This is a genomic window from Clostridioides sp. ES-S-0123-01 (assembly GCF_020658415.1).
Taxonomy (GTDB): domain Bacteria; phylum Bacillota; class Clostridia; order Peptostreptococcales; family Peptostreptococcaceae; genus Clostridioides.
On the sequence record NZ_JACVWD010000003.1, the window covers coordinates 439,867 to 454,632 of the forward strand.

13 protein-coding genes are annotated in these 14,766 nt (G+C 29.0%); 10 read left to right on the forward strand and 3 right to left on the reverse strand.

The annotated features are described in order from the left end of the window. Positions 1 to 111 precede the first annotated feature (111 nt). Positions 112 to 1,782, forward strand: coding sequence for a GGDEF and EAL domain-containing protein (locus IC175_RS08965; protein WP_227851448.1), 1,671 nt, complete (start codon positions 112 to 114; stop codon positions 1,780 to 1,782). 102 nt (positions 1,783 to 1,884) lie between these two features. Here IC175_RS08965 and pflA read toward each other — a convergent pair whose 3' ends face one another. Together pflA and pflB are read right to left on the reverse strand one after the other, a co-directional pair. Continuing rightward, positions 1,885 to 2,619, reverse strand: coding sequence for a pyruvate formate-lyase-activating protein (gene pflA, locus IC175_RS08970; protein WP_227851449.1), 735 nt, complete (start codon positions 2,617 to 2,619; stop codon positions 1,885 to 1,887). 159 nt (positions 2,620 to 2,778) lie between these two features. Continuing rightward, entirely contained in the window at positions 2,779 to 5,010 is a 2,232-nt protein-coding gene (pflB, locus tag IC175_RS08975) for a formate C-acetyltransferase (RefSeq protein ID WP_227433409.1), read from the reverse strand. A 360-nt stretch (positions 5,011 to 5,370) separates the two neighbouring features. Here pflB and IC175_RS08980 point away from each other — a divergent pair, with 360 nt between their 5' ends. Both IC175_RS08980 and IC175_RS08985 read left to right on the forward strand, forming a co-directional pair. Continuing rightward, on the forward strand, positions 5,371 to 6,366 hold the full coding sequence (locus IC175_RS08980; RefSeq protein WP_227824741.1) for a calcium/sodium antiporter: 996 nt from the start codon (positions 5,371 to 5,373) through the stop codon (positions 6,364 to 6,366). 90 nt (positions 6,367 to 6,456) lie between these two features. Continuing rightward, the gene (locus IC175_RS08985; RefSeq protein WP_227433407.1) at positions 6,457 to 8,070 is read left to right on the forward strand and encodes a DEAD/DEAH box helicase; all 1,614 of its coding nucleotides are present in this window, start codon (positions 6,457 to 6,459) and stop codon (positions 8,068 to 8,070) included. Between the two features lie 315 nt (positions 8,071 to 8,385). On the opposite strand, the gene IC175_RS08990 is transcribed toward IC175_RS08985, so the two are convergent. Beyond that, the gene (locus tag IC175_RS08990; RefSeq protein WP_413927239.1) at positions 8,386 to 8,571 is read right to left on the reverse strand and encodes a DUF6506 family protein; all 186 of its coding nucleotides are present in this window, start codon (positions 8,569 to 8,571) and stop codon (positions 8,386 to 8,388) included. A gap of 178 nt (positions 8,572 to 8,749) precedes the next feature. On the opposite strand from IC175_RS08990, the gene IC175_RS08995 reads away from it, so the two are divergent. From IC175_RS08995 to spoVAE, 7 genes are all read left to right on the forward strand, one after another. After that, positions 8,750 to 10,840 carry a molybdopterin-dependent oxidoreductase gene (locus IC175_RS08995; protein WP_227851450.1) on the forward strand — a complete coding sequence of 697 codons (2,091 nt, stop codon included), beginning with the start codon at positions 8,750 to 8,752 and terminating at the stop codon, positions 10,838 to 10,840. 86 nt (positions 10,841 to 10,926) lie between these two features. Beyond that, positions 10,927 to 11,262 carry an anti-sigma F factor antagonist gene (gene spoIIAA / locus IC175_RS09000; RefSeq protein ID WP_227433405.1) on the forward strand — a complete coding sequence of 112 codons (336 nt, stop codon included), beginning with the start codon at positions 10,927 to 10,929 and terminating at the stop codon, positions 11,260 to 11,262. A gap of 13 nt (positions 11,263 to 11,275) precedes the next feature. Then, positions 11,276 to 11,704 carry an anti-sigma F factor gene (gene spoIIAB / locus IC175_RS09005; RefSeq protein ID WP_227433404.1) on the forward strand — a complete coding sequence of 143 codons (429 nt, stop codon included), beginning with the start codon at positions 11,276 to 11,278 and terminating at the stop codon, positions 11,702 to 11,704. A 22-nt stretch (positions 11,705 to 11,726) separates the two neighbouring features. Then, a complete protein-coding gene (sigF, locus tag IC175_RS09010) occupies positions 11,727 to 12,491 on the forward strand; it encodes an RNA polymerase sporulation sigma factor SigF (RefSeq protein WP_227433403.1) in 765 nt (254 codons plus the stop codon). A 238-nt stretch (positions 12,492 to 12,729) separates the two neighbouring features. Next, on the forward strand, positions 12,730 to 13,167 hold the full coding sequence (gene spoVAC / locus IC175_RS09015; protein WP_021425350.1) for a stage V sporulation protein AC: 438 nt from the start codon (positions 12,730 to 12,732) through the stop codon (positions 13,165 to 13,167). A gap of 155 nt (positions 13,168 to 13,322) precedes the next feature. After that, the gene (gene spoVAD, locus IC175_RS09020; RefSeq protein ID WP_227433402.1) at positions 13,323 to 14,336 is read left to right on the forward strand and encodes a stage V sporulation protein AD; all 1,014 of its coding nucleotides are present in this window, start codon (positions 13,323 to 13,325) and stop codon (positions 14,334 to 14,336) included. A 12-nt stretch (positions 14,337 to 14,348) separates the two neighbouring features. Continuing rightward, a complete protein-coding gene (spoVAE, locus tag IC175_RS09025) occupies positions 14,349 to 14,711 on the forward strand; it encodes a stage V sporulation protein AE (protein ID WP_227433401.1) in 363 nt (120 codons plus the stop codon). Positions 14,712 to 14,766 lie beyond the last annotated feature (55 nt).

Sequence of the window (14,766 nt, forward strand, 5' to 3'; positions counted from 1 at the left end):
ATATTTTGTTGATTAAACTACACCAATAGTAATAAATTATAACCCTACTTTTATTTTTATTATAAGTAGGGTTATAATCTTACTATATTACTTATATTGTAGGGGGAAAAGATGAGAGAAGAACTAAACTCTTTAGATTTAAATCAGGTAGAAATTTTCTTTGAACTTTTATCTCAAAATACAGAAGATTATATTTTTTTTTGGGATATAAATAAGAATAATTTTAAAATATCCTCAACCGTTTTTGATGAATTTAATCTAAGTAAAGATATAGAATATGATTTAGTCGATTGTTGGAGCAAAATTATTTATCCAGATGATGTTCAAGTGTGGAAAGACGATATACAAGTCTTGCTAAATGGAGAAAAGGATGAACACAATTTAGAGTATAGATTAATAAACAAGTATGAAGAGATAGTATGGGTTTCTTGTAGAGGTAAAGCTTATGTATCAGATGATAAAAAAACTATAATTATGGTTGGTAGGATAAAGAATATAGGCGAAAAGAATAAATTTGATTCTATCACAGGGACATGGAATAGAGAACAATTTGAATACAGAATGAATTGTATTACAAAAGAGAAAATCTATACAAGTGGAGCTATGTTTATCATGGATATTGATAATTTTAAAAATATAAATGAGAAATATGGACACTCTTATGGTGACAAGGTTTTGCGTGCAATTGCTACAGAAGTTTTAGAATATTTACCTAAGGATGTTAGATTGTACAGATTAGATGGAGACGAATTTGCATTTTTTTACCCTATGTGCAATAAAGAAACTATAGAAAATTTATATGAAAAAATACAATTGTATACAAATATTCAGCATGAAATCGAATCAAATAAATATTATTGTACAATAACTGCGGGGGTTGCTATGTATCCAGAAGATGGAGATAATTATTTGGACTTATTTAAACATGCTGATATTGCGTTAGATATCGCAAAAATTGGTGGTAAAAATAGAATGAAGTTTTTTTCAAAAGAACTCTATGAAAATAAGTTAAAAGTAATTTCAATGCAACAGAAGTTGAGAGAGTGTGTTGAAAATGATTTTAATGACCTTGAATTATTTTTCCAGCCACAGGTAGATGCATTTAACAAAAATGTCATAGGAGCAGAGGCACTTTTGAGATGGCATTCAAATACTTATGGAGAAGTATCTCCTGTTGAATTTATACCAATACTAGAACAAAGTAATCTAATTATACCAGTAGGAAAGTGGATTATAAAAAAGGCTGTAAAACAGTGTAAAGAATGGCATAAAGTAAATCCAGATTTCAAGATATCTGTAAATGTATCATATATTCAACTAAAGGAAGATTTTTTTAGAGATTTTATAATAGAATGTTTGATAGAATATCAATTAAAACCTGAATTTTTAATTTTAGAATTAACAGAGAATTGTTGGGTACCAGATATAAATTTATTGAATGATAAGTTTATTAGTTTAAAAAGTATTGGAGTACATATTGCAATTGATGATTTTGGTACTGGATATTCATCTTTAAATTATCTTAAAGAGTTATCTGTTAATATAATAAAGATTGAAAGAAGTTTTGTTAAGAATATTACATATAATAGTTATGAACATACCTTCCTAGAATATATTATTAAATTAGCTCATATTATCAACTTAAAAGTTTGTGTTGAAGGTATTGAGTCCTATGAAGAATACAATATAGTGAAGAGTTTAGGTGTAGATATTATTCAAGGTTTTTTATTTGGTAGACCTGTAAGTGCATCTGAGTTTTATAGACTTCAATTATCAAATTGATGAGTGTAGATAAAGTATACTAAAAATAAGGTAAAATATAAGGTTTTTTAAATCTTATATTTTACCTTATTTTATTGTGATAACTATTAATCTCAAGTAGTATTAGCTATTATACACTTTTGCTCCAAACTTAGAGATTATTTCACTAGCTTTTTTAATATCTTCTTTGGTAGCATCAGGAACATCTTTTAATTCATAATCAATACCTAGATTTTCCCATTTGTGTATTCCCATAGAATGATATGGCAGTAATTCGAATCTCTCTACATTTTTTAATGTAGCAACGAATTTACCTAATTTTTCTAAGTTGTCTATATCATCAGTAATTCCAGGAACTAAAACATGTCTTATCCATACTGGAATATTTCTTGATTCTAAGTGTTTAGCAAGTTTTAAAGCTTTATCCATACCCACACCAGTCAAATCAATAGATTTTTCTTCAACCATATGTTTTAAATCAAGCAAAACTAAGTCAGTATTATCTAAAACTGAGTCTATAGTTTCTATATCTACAAATCCAGATGTATCTAGACAAGTGTGTATGTTATTTTCTTTAGCTTTTTTAAATAGCTCACTTAAAAACTTTGGTTGAAGAGTAGACTCGCCACCAGAAGCAGTAATACCTCCACCAGAAAACTTCATAAAAGAAGTATACTTAAGAGCATCAGTTATTATTTCATCAACTGTATATTCTTTTCCAGATTTGGTATCCCATGTATCTCTATTATGACAGTATTTGCATCTAAGAGGACATCCTTGAAAGAATAGTATGTATCTTATTCCTGGACCATCTACAGTACCAAATGTTTCTATAGAGTGTACTTTTCCCTTAATCATAGAGTTCACCTCACAATATATTTTGATAACTTTATTAATAGTTATAATATTTCTCTAAAAAAGGCCATCTTATACCAGAAATAATTCAAGTATAAGATAGCCATTTATTTTTATTTTCTACACAGTAGTAATCTTAGCTAAAGTATAAAAATTTAAAGACTAAGCCATTTTACCGTGGAATGTTCTGTTTATAACATCTAATTGTTGTTCTTTAGTTAATTTTATGAAGTTAACTGCATATCCAGAAACTCTTATAGTTAATTGTGGATATTCTTCTGGATGTTCCATAGCATCTTCTAAAGTAGCTCTATCAAATACATTAACATTTAAGTGATGAGCATTTTGAGCGAAGTAACCATCCATCATTGCAGAAAGATTATTTATTCTTTCATCCATATCTTTTCCTAAAGCACCAGGTACTATAGAGAAAGTATTAGATATACCATCTTGAGCATGCTCATATGGTAATTTAGCAACTGAAGATAATGAAGCTAAAGCACCATTAGTATCTCTACCATGCATTGGGTTTGCACCAGGAGCAAATGGAGCACCAGCTCTTCTACCATCTGGTGTATTACCAGTTTTCTTACCATAAACAACATTTGAAGTTATTGTAAGTATAGATTGAGTAGGATAAGAATTTCTATAAGTTTTATTTTTTCTTATCTTATTCATGAAGCTTTCAACTAGCTCTACAGCTATACTATCAACTCTATCATCGTTGTTTCCGTATTTTGGATAATCTCCTTCTATTTCGAAATCAACAGCTATTCCTTGTTCATTTCTGATAGTCTTAACTTTAGCATGTTTTATAGCAGATAATGAATCCGCACAAACTGATAATCCAGCCATACCACAAGCCATAGTTCTAAATATATCTCTATCATGTAATGCCATCTCTAATGCTTCATAAGAGTATTTATCATGCATATAATGTATTACATTTAAAGTATTTACATATAAGTTTGCTAACCAATCAGTAAATGGTTCAAATTTACTCATAACTTCATCAAAGTCTAAATACTCAGAAGTTATAGGCTCAAATCTTGGTCCAACTTGAGCACCAGATTTTTCATCAATACCACCATTTATAGCATATAATAAAGTTTTTGCTAAGTTAACTCTAGCTCCGAAGAACTGCATTTGTTTACCTATTTTCATTGCAGATACACAACAAGCTATACCGTAATCGTCTCCCCAGTATGGTCTCATTAAATCATCATTTTCATATTGAACTGAACTTGTATCTATAGATACCTTAGAACAGAAATCTTTGAATCCTTGAGGTAATCTAGTTGACCATAAAACTGTTAAGTTTGGTTCTGGTGATGGTCCTAATGTATATAGAGTATTTAACATTCTAAATGAGTTTTTAGTAACTAATGTTCTACCATCTACTCCCATACCTCCTATACACTCAGTTACCCAAGTTGGGTCTCCAGAGAATAAATTGTTGTAATCAGGAGTTCTTAAGAATTTAACCATTCTTAATTTCATAACAAAATGGTCCATATATTCTTGTAATTCTTCTTCTGTCACTGTTCCAGCTTTTAAATCTCTTTCAAAGTATATATCTAGGAAAGTAGATGTTCTACCTAAAGACATTGCAGCACCATTTTGGTCTTTAACAGCAGCTAAATAACCAAAGTATAACCATTGTACAGCTTCTTTTGAGTTAGTTGCTGGTTTTGATATATCAAAGCCATAAGATTCAGCCATCTTTTTAAGTTCATTTAAAGCTGATATTTGTTCAGTTATTTCTTCTCTTAGTCTTATAACTTCTTCATCCATGCAAGAAACTTCTAACGATTTCTTTTGTTCAATTTTATCTTCTATTAAGGCATCAACACCATATAAAGCAACTCTTCTATAGTCACCTATTATTCTACCTCTACCATAAGCATCTGGAAGACCTGTTATTATACCAGATTTTCTAGCAGCTCTCATTTCTGGAGTATATGCATCAAAGACTCCTTGGTTATGTGTTTTTCTATATTTAGTAAATATTTCTTTTATTTCAGGGTCTAATTCATATCCAAAAGCATCACATGAATTTTCAACCATTTTTATACCACCATATGGCATAACCGCTCTTTTTAAAGGGGCATCCGTTTGTAATCCAACTATTGTTTCTAATACTTTATCTAAATATCCTGGAGCATATGCAGCTATTCCAGAAATAGTTTTTGTATCTACATCTAAAGTACCACCATTTTCTCTTTCTTTTTTAAATAAGACCATTGCTTTGTCCCATAGTTTTTTAGTGTTTTCAGTAGCACCAGCTAAGAAAGAGTCATTTCCTTCATATGGAGAATAGTTTAATTGTATAAACTCTCTGACATTTACTTCTTTAGTCCATCTTCCTGTTTTAAATCCTTGCCATGCATTCATTAAGTATTTCCTCCTTAGATTTAAATGATAAATAATGTTGTTAAAATTAATTTTTATATACTTAATTTGTTTTATATATTTTTTTAAAAATATATTTTCTAATATAATAATAACATATTATGCGTATTCTGTATACAAGAAAAATAAAAAAATGTCGTTTTAAAGTATAAAACAAATTATATGTTAGTAATGTGATGAAATTATACCCATATATTAATAAAATGAAACAAATAAATATCTAAAATAATAAGGTAATATTTGAAAAAATTATAAATTAGAAATAAATAAATCTCAGTACAAAAAAGAAAAAGCATACATCTTGATAACTTGAATATTTATTTAATAGGGGGAGGTGATATATTGTTTATCACAGTGATATTATTTTTAGTAGGTTTCCTATTAATTACTAAAGGCGCAGATATCTTTATAAATTGTACTGTAGAGATAGGTAGAAAAACGAATATTTCAGAAATTATACTTGGAGCAACTATTGTTAGTTTTGCAACAACATTGCCTGAATTTACAGTGTCATTACTTGCTTCTATTGATGGTCACACTACAATGAGTTTAGGAAATGCAATTGGTTCTATAATATGTAATACAGGGTTAGCATTAGGTTTAGTTGTTTTTCTAAGTCCATTTAATGTAGATAAAAAAATGTTTTTTTCTAAGTCTTTACTATTAATGGTATCTGTTATAGTTTTAATTTTATTGGGGTTAGATGGAGTTATAACAAGAGGAGATTCATTATTACTTATAATAATATTGATTTTTTATATGGTTAATAACTATAAGAGTGTTGTAGGAAAATCGAATACTAAAAACAGAGGTATTCAAAAAGATACTATTAAAGAAATACCTATAAAGAAGAGTAAACAGTACAGAGGTTTTTCTATAGCAGAAATTATAAAAATACTAATACTTTTTGCTACAGGCTTAATAATGATGATAATAGGTTCTCAAATTCTTATAGAGAGTGGTGTAAGAATAGCTAGTTTTCTTAATATACCTCAAGGTATAGTGAGTTTGACTATAATAGCACTTGGAACTTCTTTACCAGAGATAGTGTCTTCAATTACTGCCATAAGAAAAAATCATCATGAAATATCTGTAGGAAATATTCTAGGTGCAAATATATTGAATATAGTATCAGTAATAGCTGTATCAGCAATACCAAATGACATACCAATATTATCTCAAAATAGAAAACTTGATATACCATTCATGATATTATTATTGTTATTAGTAATAGTACCAACTCTTAAATCAAATAGACTTAGTAGACTACAAGGTGTATTAATGTTATTTACATATTTTATATATATATCAATTTTGTATTTTATGTATATTATTTAATCATACTGTTAAAAATATTAATTGCAGAATATCCTAAAAAAGTATATAATGGATAGGTTAAGATTAATTGATAACGGAGAGGAATAATATATGAATATAACAAAGTTTGAAGATTTACCAATAAGTGAGGGAATAAAAAAAGCTATAGCTGAAATGGGGTTTGAAGAGCCATCTCCTATACAAGCACAGTCTATACCTGCAATTTTGTCAGGTAAAGACGTTATAGGACAAGCACAAACTGGTACGGGGAAAACAGCAGCTTTTAGTATACCTATACTAGAAACAATAGACCCAAATAATAGAAGTTTACAAGCTGTAGTACTTTGCCCAACAAGAGAGCTTGCAATACAAGTATCTACAGAAATAAGAAAACTAGCTAAATACTCGCACGGAATAAAGACATTACCTATATATGGTGGTCAACCAATAGATAGACAAATAAAATCTCTAAAGAGTGGTGTGCAAGTTGTAATAGGTACACCTGGACGTACAATAGACCATATTAATCGTAAAACATTAAAGATGGATAATGTAAAAATGATTATACTAGATGAAGCAGATGAAATGCTAGATATGGGATTTAGAGAAGACATAGAAATGATTTTAAGTAAGATTCCTGAAGAAAGACAAACAACTTTCTTTTCAGCAACTATGCCAAGAGGAATTTTAGATTTAACTAAGAGATATCAAAAAGACCCAGAACATATAAAAGTTGTTAGAAAAGAACTTACAGTTTCAAATACAAAACAATATTATATAGAAACTAGATCATCAAATAAATTGGAAGTATTATGTAGATTAGTTGATGTGTATGACCCTAAATTATCTGTTGTTTTCTGTAATACTAAAAGAAAAGCAGATGAGTTAGTAGGAGATTTACAAGCAAGAGGATATTTTGCAGATGCATTACATGGTGACTTAAAACAAACACAAAGAGATATAGTAATGGATAAGTTTAGAAATGGTACAATAGATATACTTGTTGCTACTGATGTTGCGGCTAGAGGTATAGATGTTGATGATGTTGAATGTGTATTTAACTATGATTTACCACAAGATGAAGAGTACTATGTTCATAGAATTGGTAGAACTGGTCGTGCTGGTAGAGAAGGTATGTCATTTACTTTTGTATTTGGAAAAGAAATGAGAAAGATGAAAGATATAGAAAGATATACTAAATCTAAATTAATCAAGCATAATATACCAACAATAACTGATGTTGAAGAGAAAAAAGTAGGCTCTTTCTTTGCACAAGTTAAACAAACTATAGAAGAAGGTCATTTAACTAAACAATTACAATGGTTAGAAAGTTTCTGTAATGATGAAGATTATGCAATGGTTGATATTGCTGCTGCACTTGTTAAGTTATCTCTAGGGGAAGAAATGAAAGAAGAAATAATAGAAGAAAAACCTAGAAGAGAACGTGGAGATAGAAAAGGTGCTACTGGAGCTAAAGATGGTATGATTAGATTGTTTATCAATATTGGTAGAAATCAAAGAATACAAGCTAAAGATATTGTTGGTGCTATAGCTGGAGAAGTTGGAATACCAGGTAAAATGGTAGGAACTATAGATATATATGATAAGTATACTTTTGTTGAAATACCTAAAAAAGATGCAAAAACAGTAATTGAAAAAATGAAAGATATTAAGATAAAAGGTAACAAAATTAATATAGAAAAAGCCAATAAAAAGAAAAAATAATATATAGTATATAAAAATATAATCGAAAGATATATAAAATAGTATATTGAATATTTAAAAAGCCTAATGTGTTTTCAAAACAGATGATAAATAATCTGTAAGAGTCAACAACATAAGGCTTTTATTGTTTTATATAATAGTATTATTAAAGACATTTTAAATTTTGTTTGTGCCTTATTTCCATAAGTATAAAAAATATATTAGAAAATAAATAATCAAATAAAAATTAATATATGATTTTCATTTGATAATGGGAAGTAAGAGATTGATTTATCACTTTATGATAGGTACATGTATAGAGAAAAACACCACTTACTAGAATCTTTCATCGCCACTCTTAAAGCCAAAAGCTGGATGAAAATCAAATTTAACTGCACCCACAGCAACCTTAGGTCCAACAGCCTTTTTAATTCTATAAATACCCTCATTGCCGAAACCAGCACATAGCTCAATAGCTGTATATCCTTTTTCCTCATTTTCTTGTAATTCTAATGATAGCATAGTACTTTCTCAATTTAATTTGCTTAAAAGTAATTTTATATGAATATCATATTTATAAGGTATTTTTAAATTTATTTTGATAAAATATACTTATGTCTTAAACAGAGTATTTTAAGTATATGAAATTTAATGAAAATATAGTGAATATGTAACTTTTATAAGGAGATAAAGATATTTTATGGATACAATAAAGAAATTAAGTCATGGATGTACACTAGATTGCCATGATTGTTGTAAATTTAATGTTTATACTAAAGGAAATAATGTGATAAAAATTGAAGGAGATAGAAATCATCCTTATACAAAAGGATTTATATGTAAAAAGGGGTTTGCTCATTTAGATAGATTAAATCATAAAGATAGGATAGAGACTCCAATGTTAAAGGTAGATGGTATATGGAAAAAGATTTCTTTTGATGAAGCATTAGAGATAATGGCAGATAAACTCCTATTTTATAAAGAACATTATACATCAAAGTCTATTATGCACTATGACCAATATGGAAGTGGGTCTATATTAAAATATATAGGAGATGTATTTTTTAATTTTTATGGAGGAGTTAGTAGGCATAAGGGTGGGCCATGTTGGAGTGCAGGAATGCATGCCCAAAAGTATGACTTTGGAGTAGCTAAGGGACATGCTATAGAAGATATGCTAAACAGCAAGAGTATATTTATATGGGGAAAAAATCCAGCATATACTACCATTCATACTATGCAAATAATTAAAAAAGCCAAAGAAAAAGGGATAAAAATAGTAGTCATTGACCCTATATATACAAAGACTGCTCAAATTGCAGATAAGTACATACAAGTGAACCCTGGAACAGATGGAGCATTAGCTATGGCTATGGCAAAAATTATAATAGAAGATAACCTGCAGGACGAAGAATATATAAATTCGTATGTTGTTGGTTTTGAGGAATATAAAAAATATTTGGATTCACTAGATTTAAACTTTTTATGTGATGAATGTGGTGTTAAAGAAAAGGATATAAGTGCATTAGTTGATTTATATGCTAATAAATATTCAAGTATAAATGTAGGTTATGGTCTTCAAAAGTATAAAAATGGAGGAAATACAATAAGAGCGATAGATGCATTAGGAGCTATAACAGGTCAAATAGGATTTAGTGGTGGTGGAGTGAATTATGCTAATAAGGTTTATCCAAATATGATAGATGCTGACCCTTATAATAGCCAATCATATGGCGAAGATAGGGAGTTTTATGTAAGTAATATTAGCAAGTTTATAGAAGAATCCTTAAAAGACAATATATCAGATGAAGTTAATAATACATTAGAGAAACCAAATAATACATTGAACAAGTTTGATAAGATGTCAAGTAAATCACTAAAAGGAAATATTCCTATAAAGATGGCAGTAATAACTAAAAGTAATATGTTAAATCAATTGCCAGATTTAGTAGAGTTAGAAAGAGTTTTTTCAAAGATTGAATTTAAAGTATGCTTTGATATGTTTATGACTGACACAGCTACTTTATGTGACTTATTTATACCTTGTACAAATACGCTTGAAAGTGAAGATATAATTTATAGTTCAATGACCAATCCATATATAACATACAATGAAAGAGCAGTAACACCAAAGCATGAATTGATGGATGAGTATTATTTTTTTATGGAGTTAGCTAAAAAGATGAAACTAGAAGGTTATCCTTTTGTAACAAAAAAAGAATACTTAGAAAAAGTAATTGAGCCACTTAAACGTTTTGAGAAAAGTCTAGATATAGAGAAACTTAAAAATAGTTATTTTACTATACATAATCCTATTGCTTGGGAAGATAAGAAGTTCGAAACTCCATCTGGAAAATATGAACTTTATTCAGAAAGGATAAGAGATTTAGGAATTAGTCCAATTCCAGTGTATATAAGTAATAAAACTAGAAACTTTGAAGATGAAAATAGGGAAAATATTTTTAGACTGCTAACTAATCACCATGCAGATACTTTGTTTAGTCAACACTTTATGGATAAGACATCTATAGCTCAAGCGTATATAAATCAAATTATGGCTAGAAAAATAGGTGTTAACAATAAGGATATTGTAACTTTAAAGTCAAAAAAAACAAAAATAGATGTACAGATAAATATAGATAGTGGAGTAAGTGATTATATAGTAAAAATGTATGTTGGATGGTGGAAGAAACATGGCAATCCTAATAGTTTAACAGATACTGGTATATCTGATATTGGTGGTCAAGTAACATATAATGAAACGATGGTAGAAATAATACGACAAAACTAGTTAAATTTCATTGAAGGAATAGAAATGCGATTATAGAATTGATTAAAAGTTACTATTTTTACAAAACTATTGAAGGAGGGATTTTGATGGTAAAATATTCCTTAGAACATAAGAATCTATACATAGAATTTATGTGCTCAGAACTAGACCACCATGTAGCTAATGAAATAAGGGAAGAAATAGATAACTTATTAAGTGTTAATCAAGTAAAAAATGTTGTATTTGATTTTGGAAATATTAATTTTATGGATTCTTCAGGTATAGGTGTCATCATAGGTAGATATAAAAAAATTTCTAATGAAGGGGGACGAGTTTCAGTAATTAATATAAGTTCACGAGTTAAGAAAATTTTTGATTTATCTGGGTTAAATAAAATTATTGGCATTTATGATACGTATGAAGAAGCTCTAAGTTCTTTGTAGGGAGGAGTATGTGATGAATAATATTATGGAAGTTAAATTTTCGGCACTATCAGAAAATGAAAGTTTAGCAAGAGTTATAGTAGCATCATTTGCAGCAAAATTAGACCCAACAGTAGATGAATTAGTTGATATAAAGACTGCTGTCTCTGAGGCTGTTACAAATGCTATAATACATGGATATGAAGAAGACAGTTCTAAGTTTGTTTTTTTGAAATGTGAGATAGAGGGAAATACTATAAAAATCGTAGTTGAAGATGAAGGGTATGGAATAGAAAATGTGGAGAAGGCAATGGAACCACTTTATACATCAAAACCAGAACTTGATAGATCAGGAATGGGATTCACAGTTATGAAAAGCTTTATGGACGATGTAGAGGTAAGTTCTAGAAAAGATAATGGCACTAGAATTGAAATGACTAAAAAAATAAATTTGCCTAAATAAAGTCCAAAAGTGAGGTTTTATTATGGAAGTAACTGTTGCCAGAGAAGAAAAAAAACCTCTTCTTAGTCATGAAGAGACTCTAGAACTTATTGATAAAGTTCAAAATGGAGATGAAGAGGCAAAAGAAATATTAATATCAAGTAATTTAGGTCTAGTTAGGAGCGTTGTATCTAGATTTTTAAATATAGGGTATGATAGAGAAGATTTATTTCAATTAGGTTCTATAGGTTTAATAAAATCAATATATAAATTTGACCCTAAATTTAATGTTAAATTCTCTACTTATGCAGTACCAATGATTCTAGGTGAAATAAAGAGATACTTAAGAGATGATGGTATGATAAAAGTATCAAGGTCATTGAAGCAAATAGCTGTAAAGGCCAAGATGGAAAGTGAAGCTTTAACTAAAAAGCTAGGCAGAGAACCAAGTATAGAAGAAATAGCTCAAGCATTAGATGTAGAAAAAGAAGATTTAGTAATGGCTATGGAAGCTAATTTTAATGTAGAGTATTTGCAAGGTGTTATTCATGAAGAAGAAGGTTCTCCAATATGCCTTATTGATAAGATAAGCATGAAAGGAGAAAGTGAGGAAGAAAAAGTTGTAGATAATATATTATTAAAGGATATACTTGGAAGACTGGATAAGAGAGAACGTCAAATAATAGTTCTCAGATATTTTGAAGATATGACTCAAAGTGAAATAGGAGAAATGCTCAATATATCACAGGTTCAAGTATCAAGAATAGAGAAAAAAGTATTATCTAAGTTAAAGGAATATATATCATGATAATACTTATGATATATTAAACTTTTTAGAATTTTTATATTAAGTTTTTAAGTTACTATTAAAGAATTATAAGTTCAAATAAAAAATATTAAAAAACAAGGTGTCTTTATGATAGAAAATAAATTATTTTCTTTATTAGGCATCTTTTTTATTTTTTGACAAAACTTTGAGTGTCTAAAATAAATAATAGGTTTATTTTTTTAAAATTAACAAATAATACTTTAGAGAGGTGTTTAGTATGGATAAAAATTATAAAAAATATGTAGACCAAATAAGCCCAAAACCTACATATTTAAAAAACTATACACTTGCATTTATTGTAGGTGGAATTATTTGTATGATAGGGCAAGCCATAAGTGATTTATACATGAAAGTTGGAGGTCTTGATAAATTAGGTGCTAGTTCCGCTACATCAATAACACTGATATTTATAGGGGCATTTCTAACTGGATTAGGAGTTTATGACCTAATCGGAAAAAGAGCAGGAGCTGGTTCTATAATACCAATAACAGGTTTTGCTAACTCAATAGTATCTCCTGCTATGGAGTATAAAAGAGAAGGATATGTATTAGGTGTAGGTGCAAACTTATTTAAAATTGCAGGGCCAGTTTTAGTTTATGGTATAGGTTCTTCTATTTTATGTGGAATTATTTATTATATTTTTAAGATGTTTTAGAGGATTTTTATTTAATTTAAATTTTATTAATTATGAAGAAGATATGAAATCTGAAAAATAGTTATGGAAGTAGTTAGTTAGGAAATAATCATGCAGATTTTAATTAATATTAAAAAATTAAATATTAAAATGCAAAATTAAAAAGGTGTGAAAATATGAAAAATAAAAGAATTGGAAAAAGAACAGTCAAGCTAGAGAATAAACCAACAATAATATCAGCTGGTACTATAGTAGGTTCTAAAGAAGGTGAAGGACCATTAAAAGATTATTTTGATATGATTATGACTGATGATTTATATGGTGAAAAAACTTGGGAATTGGCTGAAAGTAAAATGGTAGAGACTGCATCTCAGAAAGCCATACAGAAGGCAGGAAAAAAACTGTCAGATGTAAATTATATGCTAGGCGGGGATTTAATCAATCAAATAGTACCAGCATCTTTTGCTGCAAGAGAATTAGCAATTCCATTTTTGGGTATATATGGCGCTTGTTCTACAATGGCAGAAGGACTTTGCATAGGTTCTATGCTTGTAGATGGTGGTTTTGCAGATTTAGTGCTATCAGGAACATCAAGCCATTATTGTACAGCAGAAAGACAATTTAGATTTCCACTAGAATTAGGAAATCAAAAGCCAATGACAGCTCAATGGACAGTTACAGGAGCAGGAAGTGTTTTATTAGCTCCTAATGGAGAAGGTCCTAAAGTAAAATATGTTACAGTTGGAAAAGTAATAGATAAAGGTATTGATGATGGTAATAATATGGGACCAGCCATGGCTCCAGCAGCAATAGATACTATATATTCTTATTTTGAAGATACTAATGATGACCCAAATAGCTTTGACATAATTGCTACTGGCGATTTAGGTACACTTGGCAAACAAATAGCAGAAGACTTTTTGAAAGAGAAGGGTGTAGATATTTCAAAGTGTTATACTGATTGTGGTATAGAAATGTTTAACCTTAAAGAGCAAGATGTTCACTGTGGTGGGAGTGGATGTGGATGTTCAGCTACAGTATTTGCAGGATATATATATGAAAAATTAAGAAAAAAAGAATTTAACAAAGTAATGCTTGTATCAACAGGAGCACTATTATCACCAACAAGTACACTACAAAAGCAAACAATACCTTGTGTTGCACATGCAGTAGTAATAGTAAATGAGTAGGAAGTGATATATATGTTAATGGAATACGTAAGAGTATTTATTGTAGGTGGAATTATATGTTTAATAGCTCAAGTAATGATGGACTACTTTAAAATGCAAACTCCATATGTTATGGTGACATATGTAACAACTGGTGTAGTTTTAACTTTTCTAGGACTTTATGAACCATTAGTTAAGTTTGCAGCAGCAGGTGCAACAGTTCCTATAATAGGATTTGGATATTCACTTGCCAAAGGAGTAATAAAATCAATACAAAGTGATGGATTTTTAGGTATTTTCCTAGGTGGAACAACTGCTACAGCTGGTGGGATAGCCGCAGCTATATTTTTTGGATATATTATGTCGGTAGTATTTACACCAAAAGCAAAACCATAAAACCACTTAAATATATGATAATTTTTTGTATAAAGTAGGTAGATATCTTTTTAGA

What these genes read in the sequence shown, in the direction of transcription:
- IC175_RS08965 (WP_227851448.1), top strand. Translation starts at nt 112, where the DNA reads ATGAGAGAAGAACTAAACTCTTTAGATTTAAATCAGGTAGAAATTTTC.
- pflA (WP_227851449.1), bottom strand. Translation starts at nt 2,619, where the DNA reads ATGATTAAGGGAAAAGTACACTCTATAGAAACATTTGGTACTGTAGAT.
- pflB (WP_227433409.1), bottom strand. Translation starts at nt 5,010, where the DNA reads ATGAATGCATGGCAAGGATTTAAAACAGGAAGATGGACTAAAGAAGTA.
- IC175_RS08985 (WP_227433407.1), top strand. Translation starts at nt 6,457, where the DNA reads ATGAATATAACAAAGTTTGAAGATTTACCAATAAGTGAGGGAATAAAA.
- IC175_RS08990 (WP_413927239.1), bottom strand. Translation starts at nt 8,571, where the DNA reads ATGCTATCATTAGAATTACAAGAAAATGAGGAAAAAGGATATACAGCT.
- IC175_RS08995 (WP_227851450.1), top strand. Translation starts at nt 8,750, where the DNA reads ATGGATACAATAAAGAAATTAAGTCATGGATGTACACTAGATTGCCAT.
- spoIIAA (WP_227433405.1), top strand. Translation starts at nt 10,927, where the DNA reads ATGGTAAAATATTCCTTAGAACATAAGAATCTATACATAGAATTTATG.
- spoIIAB (WP_227433404.1), top strand. Translation starts at nt 11,276, where the DNA reads ATGAATAATATTATGGAAGTTAAATTTTCGGCACTATCAGAAAATGAA.
- sigF (WP_227433403.1), top strand. Translation starts at nt 11,727, where the DNA reads ATGGAAGTAACTGTTGCCAGAGAAGAAAAAAAACCTCTTCTTAGTCAT.
- spoVAC (WP_021425350.1), top strand. Translation starts at nt 12,730, where the DNA reads ATGGATAAAAATTATAAAAAATATGTAGACCAAATAAGCCCAAAACCT.
- spoVAD (WP_227433402.1), top strand. Translation starts at nt 13,323, where the DNA reads ATGAAAAATAAAAGAATTGGAAAAAGAACAGTCAAGCTAGAGAATAAA.
- spoVAE (WP_227433401.1), top strand. Translation starts at nt 14,349, where the DNA reads ATGTTAATGGAATACGTAAGAGTATTTATTGTAGGTGGAATTATATGT.